The sequence below is a fragment of the Kolteria novifilia genome (assembly GCA_007748055.1).
GTDB lineage: Bacteria > Planctomycetota > Planctomycetia > Kolteriales > Kolteriaceae > Kolteria > Kolteria novifilia.
Genome location: CP036279.1, coordinates 6,238,695 through 6,254,947 on the forward strand (window position 1 = coordinate 6,238,695; position 16,253 = coordinate 6,254,947).

General features: G+C 62.5%; 12 protein-coding genes. 5 read left to right on the plus strand and 7 right to left on the minus strand.

Annotated elements, in window-relative coordinates; translation table 11 throughout:
• The first annotated feature begins 37 nt into the window (after positions 1-37).
• Positions 38-2,308, plus strand: a complete 2,271-nt coding sequence (glgB, locus tag Pan216_RS22980; protein ID WP_419192879.1) for a 1,4-alpha-glucan branching protein GlgB — start codon at positions 38-40, stop codon at positions 2,306-2,308.
• A 198-nt stretch (positions 2,309-2,506) separates the two neighbouring features.
• On the opposite strand, the gene Pan216_RS22985 is transcribed toward glgB, so the two are convergent.
• Positions 2,507-4,141 carry a S41 family peptidase gene (locus tag Pan216_RS22985; RefSeq protein WP_419192880.1) on the minus strand — a complete coding sequence of 545 codons (1,635 nt, stop codon included), beginning with the start codon at positions 4,139-4,141 and terminating at the stop codon, positions 2,507-2,509.
• A 367-nt stretch (positions 4,142-4,508) separates the two neighbouring features.
• Here Pan216_RS22985 and Pan216_RS22990 point away from each other — a divergent pair, with 367 nt between their 5' ends.
• The 4 genes from Pan216_RS22990 (at position 4,509) to Pan216_RS23005 (ending at position 9,623) form a co-directional block, all read left to right on the plus strand.
• Positions 4,509-5,921, plus strand: coding sequence for a sensor histidine kinase (locus Pan216_RS22990; protein WP_419192881.1), 1,413 nt, complete (start codon positions 4,509-4,511; stop codon positions 5,919-5,921).
• A gap of 385 nt (positions 5,922-6,306) precedes the next feature.
• Positions 6,307-7,704: a sigma-54-dependent transcriptional regulator gene (locus Pan216_RS22995; protein WP_145261781.1), complete on the plus strand. Its 1,398-nt coding sequence runs from the start codon at positions 6,307-6,309 to the stop codon at positions 7,702-7,704.
• 268 nt (positions 7,705-7,972) lie between these two features.
• Positions 7,973-9,007, plus strand: a complete 1,035-nt coding sequence (locus Pan216_RS23000) for a DUF1559 family PulG-like putative transporter (protein ID WP_145261783.1) — start codon at positions 7,973-7,975, stop codon at positions 9,005-9,007.
• Positions 9,008-9,344: 337 nt separating this feature from the next.
• Positions 9,345-9,623 (plus strand): hypothetical protein, encoded by a 279-nt coding sequence (locus tag Pan216_RS23005; protein WP_145261785.1) that lies wholly within the window; start codon positions 9,345-9,347, stop codon positions 9,621-9,623.
• A gap of 276 nt (positions 9,624-9,899) precedes the next feature.
• On the opposite strand, the gene Pan216_RS23010 is transcribed toward Pan216_RS23005, so the two are convergent.
• The 6 genes from Pan216_RS23010 to Pan216_RS23035 all read right to left on the minus strand — a co-directional run bounded on the left by Pan216_RS23010 (position 9,900) and on the right by Pan216_RS23035 (position 16,158).
• Complete coding sequence (locus Pan216_RS23010) at positions 9,900-10,739, minus strand: serine/threonine protein kinase (RefSeq protein ID WP_419192882.1); 840 nt, start codon at positions 10,737-10,739, stop codon at positions 9,900-9,902.
• Positions 10,740-10,868: 129 nt separating this feature from the next.
• Complete coding sequence (rsmA, locus tag Pan216_RS23015; RefSeq protein ID WP_145261788.1) at positions 10,869-11,810, minus strand: 16S rRNA (adenine(1518)-N(6)/adenine(1519)-N(6))-dimethyltransferase RsmA; 942 nt, start codon at positions 11,808-11,810, stop codon at positions 10,869-10,871.
• Positions 11,807-12,445 (minus strand): riboflavin synthase, encoded by a 639-nt coding sequence (locus tag Pan216_RS23020; RefSeq protein WP_145261790.1) that lies wholly within the window; start codon positions 12,443-12,445, stop codon positions 11,807-11,809. Before Pan216_RS23020 ends, rsmA begins: the two co-directional genes overlap by 4 nt.
• A gap of 89 nt (positions 12,446-12,534) precedes the next feature.
• The gene (gene pssA / locus Pan216_RS23025) at positions 12,535-13,485 is read right to left on the minus strand and encodes a CDP-diacylglycerol--serine O-phosphatidyltransferase (protein WP_419192883.1); all 951 of its coding nucleotides are present in this window, start codon (positions 13,483-13,485) and stop codon (positions 12,535-12,537) included.
• Complete coding sequence (locus tag Pan216_RS23030; RefSeq protein ID WP_419192884.1) at positions 13,466-14,419, minus strand: phosphatidylserine decarboxylase; 954 nt, start codon at positions 14,417-14,419, stop codon at positions 13,466-13,468. Before Pan216_RS23030 ends, pssA begins: the two co-directional genes overlap by 20 nt.
• Positions 14,420-14,466: 47 nt before the next feature.
• Positions 14,467-16,158: a GH3 auxin-responsive promoter family protein gene (locus Pan216_RS23035; protein ID WP_145261797.1), complete on the minus strand. Its 1,692-nt coding sequence runs from the start codon at positions 16,156-16,158 to the stop codon at positions 14,467-14,469.
• Between the last annotated feature and the right edge of the window lie 95 nt (positions 16,159-16,253).

The window sequence follows — 16,253 nt, forward strand, 5'->3', positions numbered from 1 at the left end:
AGCGGATCCACTCCGCGCCGCCTGAAGGTACTCCTACGTGAATGCCAACGGTTCCCCGGATACACTTTCCCAAGCTTCCACATCATCAGCATCGTCGGTCAACGGGCTCGTCTCGTCCCAGGACGTCGACCAGTTCATCGCCGGGCGACACCGCGATCCCTTTGGGATTCTTGGCCCGCATCAAGCGACGAAGGACGGCCTCTCCGGGGTGGTGATCCGGTGCTACGTCCCCGGAACCGAATCGGCCAACGTCCTGCTGGGTGACCAACCGGTGCCGATGACGCGCATTCACGAGGACGGCTTCTTCGAGGTCTTCCTTCCGGGCAAGTCGCTGCCGATGACCTATCGCTTCCAATTGCAGCCCCGCGTCGGCGTCTCCTACGAGATGGAAGACGCGTATCGCTTCAGCGCCGTGCTCGGCGACGTCGATCTGCACCTGATCGGTGAGGGGACACACTACAAGAACTACGAGCGACTCGGTTCGCACGCCTGCGAGTGGGAAGGGGTTCGGGGCGTCAGCTTCGCGGTTTGGGCTCCCAACGCCTCGCGCGTGAGCGTCGTCGGCGACTTCAATCACTGGGACGGTCGCCGCAACCCGATGCGGTTCCACCCCGGCGCGGGCGTTTGGGACATCTTCATCCCCGAACTCGACAACGGGACGGTCTACAAGTTCGAATTGCTCGGCCCCAATGGCGAGGTCCTTCCGCTGCGAAGCGATCCCTACGGCTTCCACTACGAACTGCGTCCCAAGACCGCGACGATCGTCCACGACATCAACCAATACCAGTGGAACGACCAGGATTGGATCGCCGAGCGCGACGCCGACACCTCCCTCGACCAGCCGATCGCGGTCTACGAGGTCCACTTCGGTTCCTGGATGCGCGATCCCGGCGAACCGGAACGCCTCTTGAGCTACGGCGAGGTCGCCGATCGACTCATCCCGTATGTGAAGGATCTCGGCTACACCCACATCCAGCTACTACCGATCACCGAGCACCCGTTCGATGGTTCGTGGGGCTACCAGACACTCGGTTACTTCGCGCCGACGAGCCGCTACGGTACGCCGGAAGACTTCATGAGCTTCGTCGATCGCTGCCACCAGAACGACATCGCGATCCTGATTGACTGGGTGCCGGCCCACTTTCCGAAGGACGATTTCGGGCTGCGTCACTTCGACGGCACGGCCCTCTACGAACACCAGGATCCCCGCCAGGGCGAACATCCCGACTGGGGAACGCTGATCTTCAACTACGGGCGCAACGAGGTCTCGAACTTCCTGCTCGGCAGCGCCCTGTTCTGGTTCGAGAAGTATCACATCGACGGCATTCGCGTCGACGCGGTCGCCTCAATGCTCTACCTCGACTACGGACGTAACGACGGCGAGTGGATCCCCAACCAGTTTGGCGGCAACGAGAACCTCGAGGCGGTCGACTTCCTCAAACGCCTCAACGAGTTGATCCACGCCGACTATCCGGGCGTCCTGACCATCGCGGAGGAATCGACCGCGTGGGCCGGGGTCTCGCGTCCGACCTATCTCGGGGGGCTCGGCTTCTCGATCAAGTGGAACATGGGCTGGATGAACGACACCTTGCGGTACATGCACCGCGAGCCGATCTACCGCAAGTACCACCAGAACGATCTGACGTTCAGCCTGATCTACGCCTTCACCGAGAACTTCATGCTCCCGCTCTCCCACGACGAAGTGGTGCACGGCAAGGGAGCGTTGCTCGACAAAATGCCCGGCGACTTCTGGCAGCGATTCGCGAACCTGCGGCTGCTCTACTGCTACATGTACGGGCACCCGGGCAAGAAGCTGCTCTTTATGGGCGGCGAGTTCGGCCAATGGTGCGAGTGGCGCTACGAACACAGTCTCGACTGGCACTTGCTCGACTACGGCCCGCATCAGGGCGTTCAACGACTCATCCGCGACCTCAACCACTTGATGATCGCCGAGAAGTCGCTCCACGAGGTCGACTTCGAGTGGACGGGATTCGCGTGGGTCGACTTCCACGACTGGGAAAGTTCGATCGTCGCCTTCCTGCGTAAGGGCAAGGAGGAGTCCGACCAGATCCTCTTCGTGATCAATTTCACGCCGGTGCCGCGCGACAACTACTGCGTCGGCGTCCCCTTCGGCGGCTTTTGGAAAGAGGCGCTCAACTCGGACTCGGAGATCTATGGGGGTTCGAATGTCGGCAACGACGGTGGGGTGATGGCCCTCGAACAGCCGTGTCACGAGTTGCCGTTCCAGCTCAACATCAAGCTGCCGCCGCTGGGGTGTGTGGTCTTTAAGCCGAGCGACGCGGAGTAGCCACCGGGAGACCGTTGGCCCCTCACCCTAAATCCCTCTCCCGCCGGGAGAGGGACTTCAGACGTTGGCCCCTCACCCTAAATCCCTCTCCCGCCGGGAGAGGGACTTCAGACGTTGGCCCCTCACCCTAAATCCCTCTCCCGCCGGGAGAGGGACGTTGGTTGGTGAACTCGTGGAATCGTCTCGAGGATGTTGGGGTTAGCGGCTGGCGGAGAGAGAGCCGGCGAGAAGGGAGTGGGCGGCTCGCAGTTGGGCGTCGGCCGTCAGGGTCGGCTCGCGGGGAACGGGGATCTGATCGCCGAGTTGGTCGTTATCGCGGTAGACGATCCGGTCGGGATCGACGCCGACCTGCTCGAACGCTTCCCCTTGCGGCGAGTAGAAACGAGCGGTGGTCAACCGCAGGCCGGTCGGAACCGTTCGAAGTGGGAAGATGCTCTGCACCGACCCTTTGCCGTAGGAACGTGTGCCGACGATCGTGCCGCGTTGGTGGTCCTTGATCGCCCCGGCGAGGATCTCGCTCGCACTGGCGCTGTCGCCGTCGATGAGAATCACCAACGGAAAATCCCAGGTCTTGCCGGGCCGAGCCCGATGCGACCAGCTTTGGCCCCAAGCTCGTCCTCGCGTCGTCACCAAGGTACCGCGGTCGATGAACCGGTTGGCGACGCTGACCGCGACATCGAGCAAGCCGCCGGGATTACCCCGCAGGTCGAGGACCAGCGATCGCATGCCGCTCTGGCGAAGGTCGGCGATGGCTTTGTCCAGTTCGGTGGCGGTCAGCTTCTGGAAGGAGACCAGACGCACGTAGCCGACTCCCGACTGGCGATCGAGCATCGTGATGTTGGTCACGCTGTGAACGATGACCTCGCGGCGGGCGACAAGCAAATCGCGTCGCTGCCCGGCGCCGTCGCGAACGGAGAGCCGCACGCGGGAACCCTTGGGGCCTTGCAGGAAGTTCGCGGCTTCCTCGGCGCTGCGTCCGGCGAGCCGCTCGTCATCGACGACGAGGATGGTGTCGCCATCCTTCAAGCCAGCCTCTTCGGCCGGACTGTCGGCGAGCACCGAGACGATCCGCAGCCCTTCATCGCAACCCTTGACCTCGATTCCCAGTCCGACGAAGTTGCCGTCGATCATCGCGTAGAGATCGCGGAGCCGGTTGGGGGTCAGATGCGCCGAATAGGGATCGAGCCCTTCGGAAGCGGCCGAGACGAACTCCATCACCACCGAGACGGGTCGATTCATCCCCCACATCCGGCAGCGATCGCTCACGGCCCGGACTTCCGCGACGGCGTCGTCGAGCGAGTGAATGTTCAACGGACGCTTGCGCGAGAACTCCTCGATCAGGCGTTTGGCGTTGTCGCGCTGACCCTCGCGAAAGTTGGCTTCCACGAAGATCGGCTGCGCCAGGGCGACGCGCAAGTTGGTGTAGCCCAGCTCGACCAAATCCCCCAGGTCGACCTCGTCGACGTAGTGCGATTTAACCTTGGAAAGGATCTCGCGATAGAGGTCGAGCGACCGCTCGCGACCGAGGGTCAGCAGTTCCTCGCGGTAGCTGATGTCGTGGTAGCGTCTCGAGAGACTATAGAGTTGCTCGGCCTTGCGCCAGCGACTGCGCAGCGAGGTCTCGTCGGGATAAAAGCGAATGGCGCGCTCGTAGACGTCCGCCGCTTGCTGCCAGAGATGGCGGCTCTCGTACGAAGTCGCTCGCTTGAGCAACTCGTCGAGTTTGACGTGCGGTGCGGTCAGCGACGATGTCGCTTGAGCGCGTGCCGTGGTGGGTAGAAAGGCCGCGACACAAAGTACAAGGGTCCAGCCAAGCCGTAACGTGAAACGCATTCGGTGAGGGCTCCGCAGGTCGGGCGGTTGCGCAAAGGACCGGCACACCGTGAATCGGGGCAGGCGACTGCTGATGGCTGCGATCCATTCCAGGATAGCGCCTCCAGAGCCGCTGGTCAAAGGTGGAGTCGTCAAGGAAGTGCAATGCCGACGGCAAGATGCGTGGGATGAGGACGGTGATAGAGACTTTGCGGACGTCGACGATCTCTCCACGACGGGTCGGGCGACCTGATGATGGCTTCCTCGGGCCTCCCGTGCGAAGATGTCAGCAAGGGTGGACTCATCCCCGAATGCGAATTTCTCGCGGACGCTTCCTCCCATCCGCCACGACTCAACGCCCCCTGGAGAGGTGAGACGACATCACGCCATGCGGTGGACCGTTCAAACGCAACTGGTGGGGCCGATCGTCGTGCTGGTGCTCGGCCTCATCCTCGCCGGAGCGTGGTTTTCTCTCCAAACCGCCGAGCATGCCGCAACGACCCAACTCGAATCGCAGATGAGAGATACGGCCCGTTCTATCCAAGAGGCCTCGTATCCCCTCACCCTTCCGATCCTGGAACAGATCAAGCAGTTCTCCGGGTTCGACTTTGTCCTGTTGCGGGACGGGTCGGCCAAGGGAACTCTATCGAGCGAGTCGATTCCGAGCGATCTAGGGCGCCGGACGGCCAGTGGCGACACTGGCGCCCTCCGGCTCGACCGGTCGATCTCCGTCGATGGTATCGGCTATCGCTACGACGCGTTCCGGCTCGAGCGACCAAGCTCGCCCGGGGACGTGCTCGTCGTTCTGCGCGCCGATACGGGGCTGCGAGCAAGCTACCGCGACGCCCTCCGAACCACCACGATCACCTCGCTGGTGGGAGGGATCTTAGCGATCGTGGCGGTCACCGCCGTCGCCCACCGCATCAGCCGTCGCGTCCAGACGCTTTCGGCACGAACGAGCGACATCGTGGGGGGTGACTATCAACCTCTCGAACGAGGTCCCGTCGACGACGAGATCACCGACCTGACCAACTCGATCAACGACATGGCGGCTCGACTGGCCCGCTACGAAGAGACGATCAAGCGAACCGAGCGTCTGCGTCTCTTAGAGCAAGTCGGTGGCGGCCTCGCTCACCAGATGCGTAACGGCTTGGCGGGCGCTCGACTGGCGATCCAGTCCCATTTGCGCGAAGTCGATGCCGACGCCGAGCGCGAGGGGCTCGACGTCGCGCTTCGCGAACTGCGGATGCTCGACGAGCGGTTGCATCACTTTCTCTCCCAAGGGGAAGGCGACCGCGGCCGAGCGGCCCAGTGCGACTTGAGCGAGGTGATTGAGGAGACGGCGGCGCTCTTTCGGCCACGCTGCCGCCATCAGGGGATCGAGCTGACGTGCGTGACGTCGCCCTCGTGCACGGTGGAGGGACACGCCCAGGAGTGGCTCCAAGTGGCGATCAATCTGGTCGACAACGCGATCCACGCGGTCGGCACTTCCGGACAAGTCGCGATTGAGTTGACGGCGCCGGTGCGAGACGATGGGGAAACGACCGGTAAGAATGATCACGTCGTCCTCATCGTTCGCGACACGGGACCGGGTCTTCCCGAGGAGATTCTCGAGACGGTCTACGATCCGTTCGTCACCGGGCGGAAGGACGGGATCGGTCTCGGGTTGGCCGTGACCAAGACCGTGGTCCAGCGCCGGGGCGGCTCGATCACTTGGACGCGTGAGGACGGAATGACGCGTTTTGAAGTGACGATCCCCAAGCAACACGAGCGCGAGCGTGCTGGTTCTTCTAAGCTTTAGGGTGCCACTGGCTGCTTGTCAGCCAGTGCCAAAGGGTTGGCGGCCCGTTGATCTATTCGCTGCCGGCCGCGAACGGCTCTTTTGACCAATCTCGGCGCTGAAAAGGCTCGACGAATCTACGGATTCGCCTGTGTTTTTGCTCCTTGATCCTGGCAAACATGGCTCGCCCTGGCACGCTTAAATCAACGGACTGTTGGGGTTGCGCGATCACCAACTTCAAGTTGGAACAGAGCGGTTGGCTCCTAGTTGCAAGTTCATGACAAGATGTCTTGCCGAATCAAGGACGTATCCCGCATGCCCACGCGCCGCGTGGGCACAACACCCAAGAGTCCCTTGGGCAAGGAACGAACCAGTCGAGACCATGGCCTCCGAAGAGAAGAGTTCGATGAAGCAAAACGATGATGCGTGTGATGTCTTGATTGTCGACGATGAGCACGCGGTCTGCTGGTCGCTCTCACGGGCCTTGGCTTCGGAGGGTCGCAAGACCGAGACGGCGGCCTCGGCGGAACAGGCGATCGAACGCTGTCGGCAAACACCGCCGCGTGCGATTCTGCTAGACGTCCGCCTTCCGGGGATGGATGGACTGACCGCGATGGACTCGTTCCGCGAACTGGCCCCACGCGTGCCGATCATCGTCATGACCGCCTACGGCCAACTCTCGACGGCGGTCTCCGCGATCGAGAAGGGCGCGTTCGACTACTTAACGAAGCCGTTCGACCTCGACGATGCCCTCAAGTCGGTCAAGCTCGCTCTCGACACCGCCGAACACGGGAACCTCTCCTCACCGACATCGAGTCAGGGTTTCGAGTCGCTCCTCGGCCAAAGCGCCCCGATGCAGGAGGTCTTCAAGCGCATCGCCCTCGCCGCCCAAAGTGACGCCACCGTCCTGATCACCGGCGAGAGTGGTGTCGGCAAGGATCTGGTCGCGCAAGCGATCCACCGTCACGGCAGAAGAGGCAACAAGCCCTTTGTCCCCGTCCACGTCGGCGCCCTTTCGCCCTCGTTGGTCGAAAGCGAACTCTTCGGACACGTCAAAGGGGCCTTCACCGGCGCCTCGGACCATCGCGAAGGACTCATCTCCCTCGCCGATGGCGGCACCCTCTTCCTCGACGAAGTCGCCGAGATCCCGCCCCTGGTCCAAGTGAAGCTCCTGCGGCTCTTGGAACAGCGCGAGGTCATGCCGGTTGGGAGCGGACGGGTGACCCATCCCGATGTCCGCATTCTCGCCGCGACCCATCAAGACCTTGCTCGACTGGTCGAGGAAGGGACGTTTCGCCGCGACCTTTACTATCGGCTTCGCGTCTTCGATATCGAGATTCCCCCGCTACGGGATCGCCGCGAGGACATCCCCCTCTTGGCGGACCACTTTCTCTCCCAGATCACGCCGCGCGTGAGTCACGTCTCCGAGGAGGTGTACGCTCACTTGTTGAAGGGCCCCTGGATCGGCAACGTTCGCGAACTGCGCAACGCCCTCGAGTCGGCGGCGCTCGTCGCTCGGGGCGGCCCCCTGCTCCCCGACCACTTCAGCGAGCACTCTCGTCCGACTAGTCGTGGTTCCGTCGACTCGCTTCCCCACGCGGTCCGGGCCTGGTTGCGCGAGCTGCTCGCGCAGGAGGAACTCCCCCCGCGCGATCTCTACGATCGACTCCTCGCCCAGGTAGAGCCGGCGCTGCTCGAGGAGACACTTCGCCGCGTCGACGGGAGTCGCCAGGAGGCCGCCAACTGGCTCGGGCTCAATCGCACCACCGTTCGAAAGAAGCTCAACCGCTACGGCGTTGAGTGACTGCTTCCGACCAGTTCGAACCGACTCGCGATCATTTTTTCGCCGCGCCGCGGCCACTTTTTCCCCACGGCCAGTTTGCCGCCTTCCATTGACGTCTGAATTTGCGTCGAACAGCAACCCATCACGTTGGCACAGGAATCGCTTCTCGTTCTGAAGAAGTGAACTGACCACGTTTGTTCGTTCCCTCCGCCATTTTCCGACTCACCGGATCGACGATCTTTTCGGGACGTCAACCGAACGAAACGCGTCCGCCAGCGAAAGGCCAGCCATGCCGCACCGTCGCCCCTCGCTCCGAGGCTTCACGCTCGTCGAACTCCTCGTCGTGATCGCCATCATCGGGGTTCTCGTCTCCCTGCTCTTGCCCGCGATCCAGCAAGCGCGCGAAGCCGCTCGGCGAACTCAGTGCATCAGCAACCTGCGGCAAATCGGCAACGCATTGCACAACTACCTCGACGCCAACGGGTTCTTTCCCCCCAGCGCCGCGTTCAACACCGGTTCGTCGATCACCGGCAACTCCTCCTGGTCGATTCACGGGCGGCTCTTGCCCTATCTCGAGGGAGCTTCGGCCTACGATCGAGTTCAGCTCGACGTTGACTGGGGCACCCAGTTGGCCAGCGGTGTCCCGACCCTTCGCATCCCCACTTACCTCTGTCCGAGCGAGGTTCACGATCAGATGCGGCTCGACAGCAGCGGCCAGCCGAGGGTCTACCCGCAAACCTACGGCTTCAACTTCGGCACCTGGATGGTCTGGAACCCGACCAATGGACAAGGCGGGGATGGGGCCTTCTTCGTCAACAGCAGTCTCAACGTTGGTAGCTTCACCGATGGGACCAGTTCCACCCTCGCCGCCACCGAGGTGAAGGCCTTCACTCCCTACTTCAGAAACTCGTCCGATCCGGGAGCAACGGTTCCCTCAACCCCGGCGACGGTCGCGGGATTCTCCTCGGGCGCGCAGTTCAAGCTGGGGCCGAACACGAACGACAACACGGGACACACGGAGTGGCCCGACGGCCGCGTCCACCATAGCGGCATCACGACCGTCTTCACGCCAAACACCGTGGTCAACTACACCCACTCCGACAGCCGCGACTACGACATCGACTACAACTCGCGTCAGGAGGGAACGAGCTCCACCGAACCGACGTATGCCGCGGTCACCTCGCGTAGCTACCATCCAGGGATGGTCAACGCCCTCTTCATGGATGGCTCTTGCCGCACCATCTCCAACAGTGTCGACCTCGAAATCTGGCGTGCGATCGGAACCCGGAGCGGGAATGAAATCGTCGAGAAGAACGGGTTCTAGCGAGTCGCCCATTGGCGCGACGACGACGGGACCGTCGTTCCCGCATGACTGATTCTCGCCAGCCATCCTCGACCTACCTCCAGCGATCATCCCGGCGCCGTCGTCACGGTTATACCGCCGCGCGCCGGGCCCGCATGCGCCCGGGGGCGATGTCCAACGTTGACGGCAACCCGAGTCAGGCCTTAAATGGAGGGAGGTGTCGTCGGTCTCCTTTCTCCTCTTGCGAAGGGAGTCCGAGCGTAAGCGGACCGAACGTGCGTAAGTGAACCGACCAGACGCAAGCGAACCGACCGAGCGTTAGCGAACCGAGACCTCCTTTCCTTCAAGGCCACGCCCGATGATCCACGAACTCAAAGTCGACCTTGACGACAACAAGGGTGTCCGGCACCAGGCCAATCTCCGGAGTTCGAAGACCGGGTTCAACGGGTCGATTCAACTTCGCTTCAGTCCGCGCGAACGCTTCACCGTCTCCTGCCTCGGCCGACAGAACACCGTCATCATTCACACCGGCGAACGCCAGATCGCGCTGCCGCTCGATGAGTTGACCCGCTTGGTCGCTCGGGAGTTCGGGCAAGAGGATGACGCCGCGCCGACGACGAATCCCTCCTCCACCTAGCAGCATCCTGATCGGTCCAATCGTTGCAGACAGTCGCTTGGGTGCGGGGTGCCAGTATGCCCACGCTCGACGCGGGCAGTTCAAAAGGTTCACGCTCGACGTGGGCAGTTCAAAAGGTTCACGCTCGACGTGGGCAGTTCAAAAGGTTCACGCTCGACGTCGGCAGTTCAAAAGGTTCACCCGACGGTCGACGTCACTCTTGTAGGAACCCTTCATTCCCAACCCTTCTCGCACCGGGAGAAGGGAACCATCGGGGAGGAGGGAACCAAGCGACCCCTACGTGCTCGACTTGCGGTTGGCTCGGGAGAGCTTCAGGCCGATCTTGCGAAGCTCGTTGCGAACTTCCTTCATGTTTACAGGTCGATTATAAGCGGCTCGCTTGACGCACTTGCGAATCAGGAGATCGAGTTCCTTCGGAACGTCGTGGTTCTCCTTGCGCACCGGTCTGACGAGGGTGTCGACCTGAAGGATCTTCTCCTTCGAGTCGGCACGGCGAATCTCCGAGAGGATCGGCTTGCCGGTGAAGACGCGGTACATCGTCGCCCCGAGATTAAAGATGTCGGTCGACGCGTTGACGATCTTCTTTTGGGCCTGCTCGGGGGCCAGGAACTCCAGCGTCCCCTGAACACGGTCCTTCGATTCACCCGACTTCCACGCGAGACCGAAGTCGATCACTTTCGCCTTCACCTCGCTCGTGACCATGATGTTGTCGGGCTTGATGTCGGCGTGGTAGATCCCCTTGCGATGCAGGTAGACCAGCCCGTCGGAGACCTCGTAGAAGATCTTGACCAGCTTGATCATCGGGAGCTTGGTCACCAACGTCAGCGGACGACCATCGACGTAGTCCATCAGCAGCTTCGCCCCGGTCGTGCGGAACATTCGCCGGTTGGTTTCGAAGGCGTAGCTGCGAACGAGGCTGGGATGCTTGAGTTCGGAGGAGACCTCGTAATCGCGTTCGGCTTGAGCGACGAACTTGCGATCCTCGGAAGAACTGACGGAGATGACCTTGAGGGCGTACTCCTTGCCGTCGCTCTCGAGACGGACCTTGAAAATTCGGCTACTGGCGCCCGAGCCGAGCTCTCCTAGGACTTTATATTGGCCGATCGGCTCGCTCACGAGCGCGGCTCCTTGCTCTGCCGGTTGGGTGGAGCACGCAATCACGACGAGCCGAACCAGAGGTCCGTTCGTCGAGATGCCCAGTCGAAAACTTTAGACACGGGACGGGCATGGGGCAAGTCCTCCAATTCACACATCCGAATTGAGGGTCTTTTCCAGCACGTGTCGGATGCGGACCAACTCAGCGGGACTGAGTTGCTCCGCGCGGCCGTCCCCTGTAACTCCCACCGACTCCAATAGATCGGTCATTCTCGCTTTGAGAGGTTTGTAGCGCGGCAAGGAGATCAGGGCGGCGCGCAAGCTCTTGCGACGGTGTGTGAAGAGATCGCGAACAAACCGATGCTGCGCCGACAGTTCCTCCAAATCCGAACGCCGTTGCGCGTCGACGTCGATGCGAACGATCGCCGAGGTCACCTTCGGACGAGGCCAAAAAGCACTCGGCGGCATCTGGCGGACGATCCGCCCCTCCCCGACGCTGGCGACCAGAGCGCTCAAGGGGCCGTAGTCCTTCGAGCCAGGCTCCGCCACCAAGCGCTCGCCGACCTCGAGTTGGACCGTCATCGTCATCGAGTCGACCTCGAGACGCTCGAGCAGCAAGTTCCCGACAAGCGACGCGGCGACATCGTACGGAAGATTGGCGACCAGCTTGTAGCTCGACGCTTCCGCCCGACGCATCGCCTCCTCGAGCGCGGTCAGCACCTCCGGCTGAACTCGATTCTTCCCCTTGAGGGCGTCCATGTGCAAGAGCGTGAGGTTCGGGCGAGCGCGCGTCTCCTTGCGGGCGAGTTCGTAGAAGCCGGGGTCGATCTCGACGGAGACGACTTCGCGCGCGAGATCGGCGAGCCGGTTTGTCAGTCCGCCGGTACCGGCGCCGACCTCAAGGACAACGTCGTTCGGGCCAATCTCCGCGGTGCGTGCCAGCAGTTCCAGAAGATTCAAATCGATCAGGAAGTTCTGCCCGTACTGCCGCCGGGGACGCAGCCCGAACGAATCGAGCAGCCCCTTGAGGTACGTGCGGGTCGGACGCGGGTAGGAGACCGTTTCCTGCCGGTCTTCGTGTTCTTCGGTCATGGGGCCATCCCTGCCGAGCGAAGGGTCTCGAGGCTCAACCCGCCCGCGAACTGGCCGAGGAGCTTGAGAACGTACTTGCCCAGAATGTCTGTCTCGATGTTCACGCGTGCTCCCACGGGTCGGTGGCTCCCCAACGTCGTCGCCGCCAACGTGTGTGGAATCAACGCCACGCTAAAGGAGGTCTCGGTCACCTCCACGAGGGTCAAGCTGACACCGTCGACGGTGACCGAGCCCTTGGGCACCATCTGGCGGGCGAGCGCCCCGACGTTGAACCAGATCGTCTCCCACTCTCCCTGCGTCTCGCGCCGCTCAACGGTGCCGACGCCGTCGACGTGTCCCTGAACGAGATGCCCGCCAAGCCGACCGTCAACGCGCAGGGCCCGCTCGAGGTTGACGCGCGAACCGGCGAGCAACTCGCCGAGGTTGGTCTTGGCCAACGTCTCCGGACCGGCCTCGAAGGTCGCCGACTCCTCGGTGAAATGAACGACCGTCAGGCAACAGCCATTGATCGCGATGCTCTCGCCGAGCGTCAACTCGCCGGCCAAGTCCGACGTCGTCACTGTCAGCTTGCGGCCATTGGCATCGTCGCGCACGTCGACGACCGTCGCCAGTGATTCGACCAGGCCGGTAAACATCGAACACTCCAAGGGAAAGGGCCGCCAGGTGCCCGGACGAGCGGGTTTGTGAGTTCCGAGGGTAGAAGAGGGGTCTTCCGGGGACTATCTTAGCAATTCTCGTCCGTGGGACGCGGGTAGAGTTCATCCATCGGATCGCGTTCCTCCTCGGGCGACGTCTCCTCGTCGCGCGTCGAGTAGCGACTGGTGGGCTCTTTTCGAGGGAGCCATCCCCACCGCAAGACGCCGGCGCGAACTGGCCCCACCAGCGCGAAGCCCCAGAACCCGAGCACCAACGACAACTCGGGAAGCAGCAGCGCGAACCCAACCATGATTACCAGCATCACGAGGTGGTTGAACGAGTGCCGGCCTCGAATCTTCTGGTTGACGACGTGAAGATACGTGATGTTCGACACCATCAGAAGCGCCAGAAGGATGGTCGCGAAGGGCAGCGCGTTGCCGACCATACGACCGAGATACTCGACGTCAAGAACGCCATGCTGCCCGTAGAGGTGACTGCGCATGATCGCGATCGAGGCGAGACATCCCGCCGCCGCCGGCGAAGGCAGCCCCTTGAAATAGCGATGGCTCTCCTCGTCGACGTCGGTCTCGATGTTGAAGCGTGCCAGCCGCAGGATTGTGCAGATCACGTAGAAGGTCGCGGCGAGAAACAGGATCTTGTAGAGAAGCGGATTGGCCCGCGTCGGGCCGAGCTTGAGCAGCAAGAACGCCGGCGCCGCCCCGAACGAGACGACATCGCAGAGGCTGTCGAGTTCCGCTCCGAAGCGACTGGCGGCGTTGGCCAACCGTGCCATCCGGCCATCCAGGACGTCGAAGACCATCCCCGCGACGAGCAACCAGCCCGCGATCCCCAAGTCGGTCATCGCCTCGGCGTAGCCCTCGCCCCCGGTCATCAAGACCGCCGGTTGGATCCGGCTGGCCATGATGATCGACGCGAAGCCACACACGCCGTTGGCGAGCGTGAAGAGCGACGGGACGACCGCGACCGTTCGTCGACGACGACGGCGGCGACGTGCTGATTTACGGCGCGTAGTGTCCAATCTCGGTGGCGCCTCCCTTGATGCGATCGCCCACCTTGACCGAGAGGACCAGATCCTCCCGCGGCACGATCAATTCGGTTCGCGACCCAAATTTTATCATACCAATCCGCGCGCCCCGCTCGACTTCCTGCCCCGGCCGCAGATCGCAGACGATCCGCCGCGCGATCGCGCCGACGATTTGGCGAATGACGATCGGCCGAAAGGGCGCGGTCGTCTCGACCATCTCGATTTGCAGCCGTTCGTTGACCTCCGCGGAGTGCTCGAAGAGTGCGTTCGCGAATTGCCCCCTGCGGTAGTCGAGCCGCATGACCTGACCGGCGAGCGACGCGCGATTGACGTGACAGTTGAAGACCGACAGGAAGATGCCGATCTTGACGCCGGGTTGCCCCAGAAAGGGATCGTCGTCGATTTCCTCGATCTGGACGACCTTCCCATCGGCGGGACTGACGAGTGTCGCCGCGTCGCCGGGAATGGGGCGTTCGGGGTCGCGAAAGAAGTAGAAGACGAACGCCGCGGCCGCCCCCGGCACGAGCGCCCACCAAGGGGAAACGAGCACCCCGCTCAGAAAGAGGATCGTCAACAGGACCGTCGGCATCCCGAAGACGACGACCTCCGCCAGCCCCCAACGGGCCAGCGGAATCCGTTCGCGCCACCGGTAGGGATCGTCCTCGGGCTCGAACCAACAGTCGGCGACGTTGCGGAAGAACTTCAAGTCGCGGCTATCGATGACCTCCACGGGGCAGGTCGACGCGTCACCCTTGAGGAGCGATCGCATCCGTTTCACGTAGCCGGGAAAGCAGGTCTTCAGGAAAGCTCGCCGCCAACGTCCCCACGCCAGCTCCAGGGCCTGGCCCCATCCTCCGCCAGGCTGGATCGAGCGGATGTTCTCCGGTAGCGGCTGCGGGGATCGGAGTTGATGAGCGTCTTGGTTCACGGGGCAATCTTTTGACTGTGAGGAGAGCCGAACGACACGGCGAAGCATCAACCCGTCGTTTGCGTCACTTGATCGACGAGCGGAATCGAGTCGGCGAACTCCGTGTCGGCGATCAGGCAAGGGTGTTTGTACTGTTCCGCGGTGCCGCCGGTTCGCTTGAGGCGTTCGCGATCCCATTGCCGCCAGGCTTTGGCGGGAAGGAGCTTGATCTGGATCGGGCCAAGTCGGGCTGTCTCGCGTTTTGACTCGTACTCGCTGTTTTGAACCTGGAGCTCGCGTTCGACGACTCCCGCGAAACGTTGGGCATGCTCCCGGTCGGCGAAGTCGGACTCCTCGACGAAGAGCCCATAGTAAGGCATTTGATCGTGCCAGCAGGGAGCCAGCGCGAAGGCGTTGAGCTTGTGCTCGCACTTCGCCAGCGCCGCGGAGACGGCATTGACCACCTGGTGCTCGGAGATCTTCTCGCCGGTGAGGTTCGAGAAGTTCGCCCCCTTGTTCAGGAAGGCTAAGAGCGGCGTCTTGTTGTGCCAGCCGACACAGCGGACGACGTCGTAGATGTTGTAGCGGTAGAGGCCGCTGGAGGTCGTCAGCAGGATGTAGTAGTCCTTGCCCTCTTGCAGCTCGTGCGACTCGAGCACCGTCGGATCGGCGGAATCCATCTCCTCGACGGGGACGAACTCGAAGAAGCTCGAGGTGATCTCGAGGACGCCGGCGGGCGTTCCATCGGCGATCGGAATCGTCATCCGACCCTCGCTGGCGATCAGGCCGATATCGCGCACGCCGTGCTCGCCGTAGAGTTCCGGATAGTGCCGCATGTAGTTGGCGACGCTTCCGCCGGTCCAGTTGCAAAGCAGCCCCAAGTTGGGCCAGACATCTTTGGGCAGAAGCCGCCCTTCGCGTTCGACGATCTTCTCGAGTTCGCGGGCCCGTTCGGGCATCGCGCGCAGTCGCTTGCGTTCGGTCTTGTAGATCCCCTCGGGGATCTCGCCCGGCGCGGTGAGCGTGCCGTCGTGGACATCGCGGATAAGTTGCTCGCGATGCTCGTTGAGAAACCGGCCGAAATTGACCACGGTGCTCGGGTTGGCGGTCGAGAGGATCTTCGCGTCGCGCACCAAGCCGAGTCGCCACGCGAGGTAGTACTTCGACTGGATGTCCTTGATCTTCGAGGCCGGCGGCGGGAGAAGGAAGGTCTTGCGCACGACGTACATCTGCATCTGGACCGTCAGGCCGCTGATGCTGCCACAGGGAATCCCCGACGGGGCCGAGAATTCCTGCCAGTCGCTAGTGAACTGGAGCATCGTCTTGAAGAGGAGCTCTTGGTGATCCTCGAACATGTGGATGCCCCAGATGTGCCAACCGCGCCGATAGTCGTTGAGGAACTGTTCGGTTACGGGCACATACTTGCGGGTCGCGGTGGTGCCGCTGGTCATCGCGAACATCACGACGCGCTGCTTATCGAACATCGCGTCGACTTCGCCCTGGCGCACCCGCTCGATGTAGGGGTGAAACTGCTCGTAGGTCGCGATCGGCAGATGACGCCGAAAGTCGGCGACCGTCTTGATCTCCGAAAAGTGATGATCGCGGCCGAAGGCGCTGTTTCGATTTCGCTCGATGAGAGAAAAGAGGCGCTTTCGCTGCGTGTCGATGGGGTTGTTGGTGAGCGCGTGAAACTTCTCACGGACCCGGTGGGCCTTCTTGGCCGCGATCTTCGTGAGGAGCCATTTGACCGGACGAAACATGGAAACACCCCCATGGGGAGACAGAGTTTTCGCGAGGGGAATCCCATCGGCGGGAGGTTCTCGACCAGGAGCCGTGACGAGGCTCCCGATTGCCG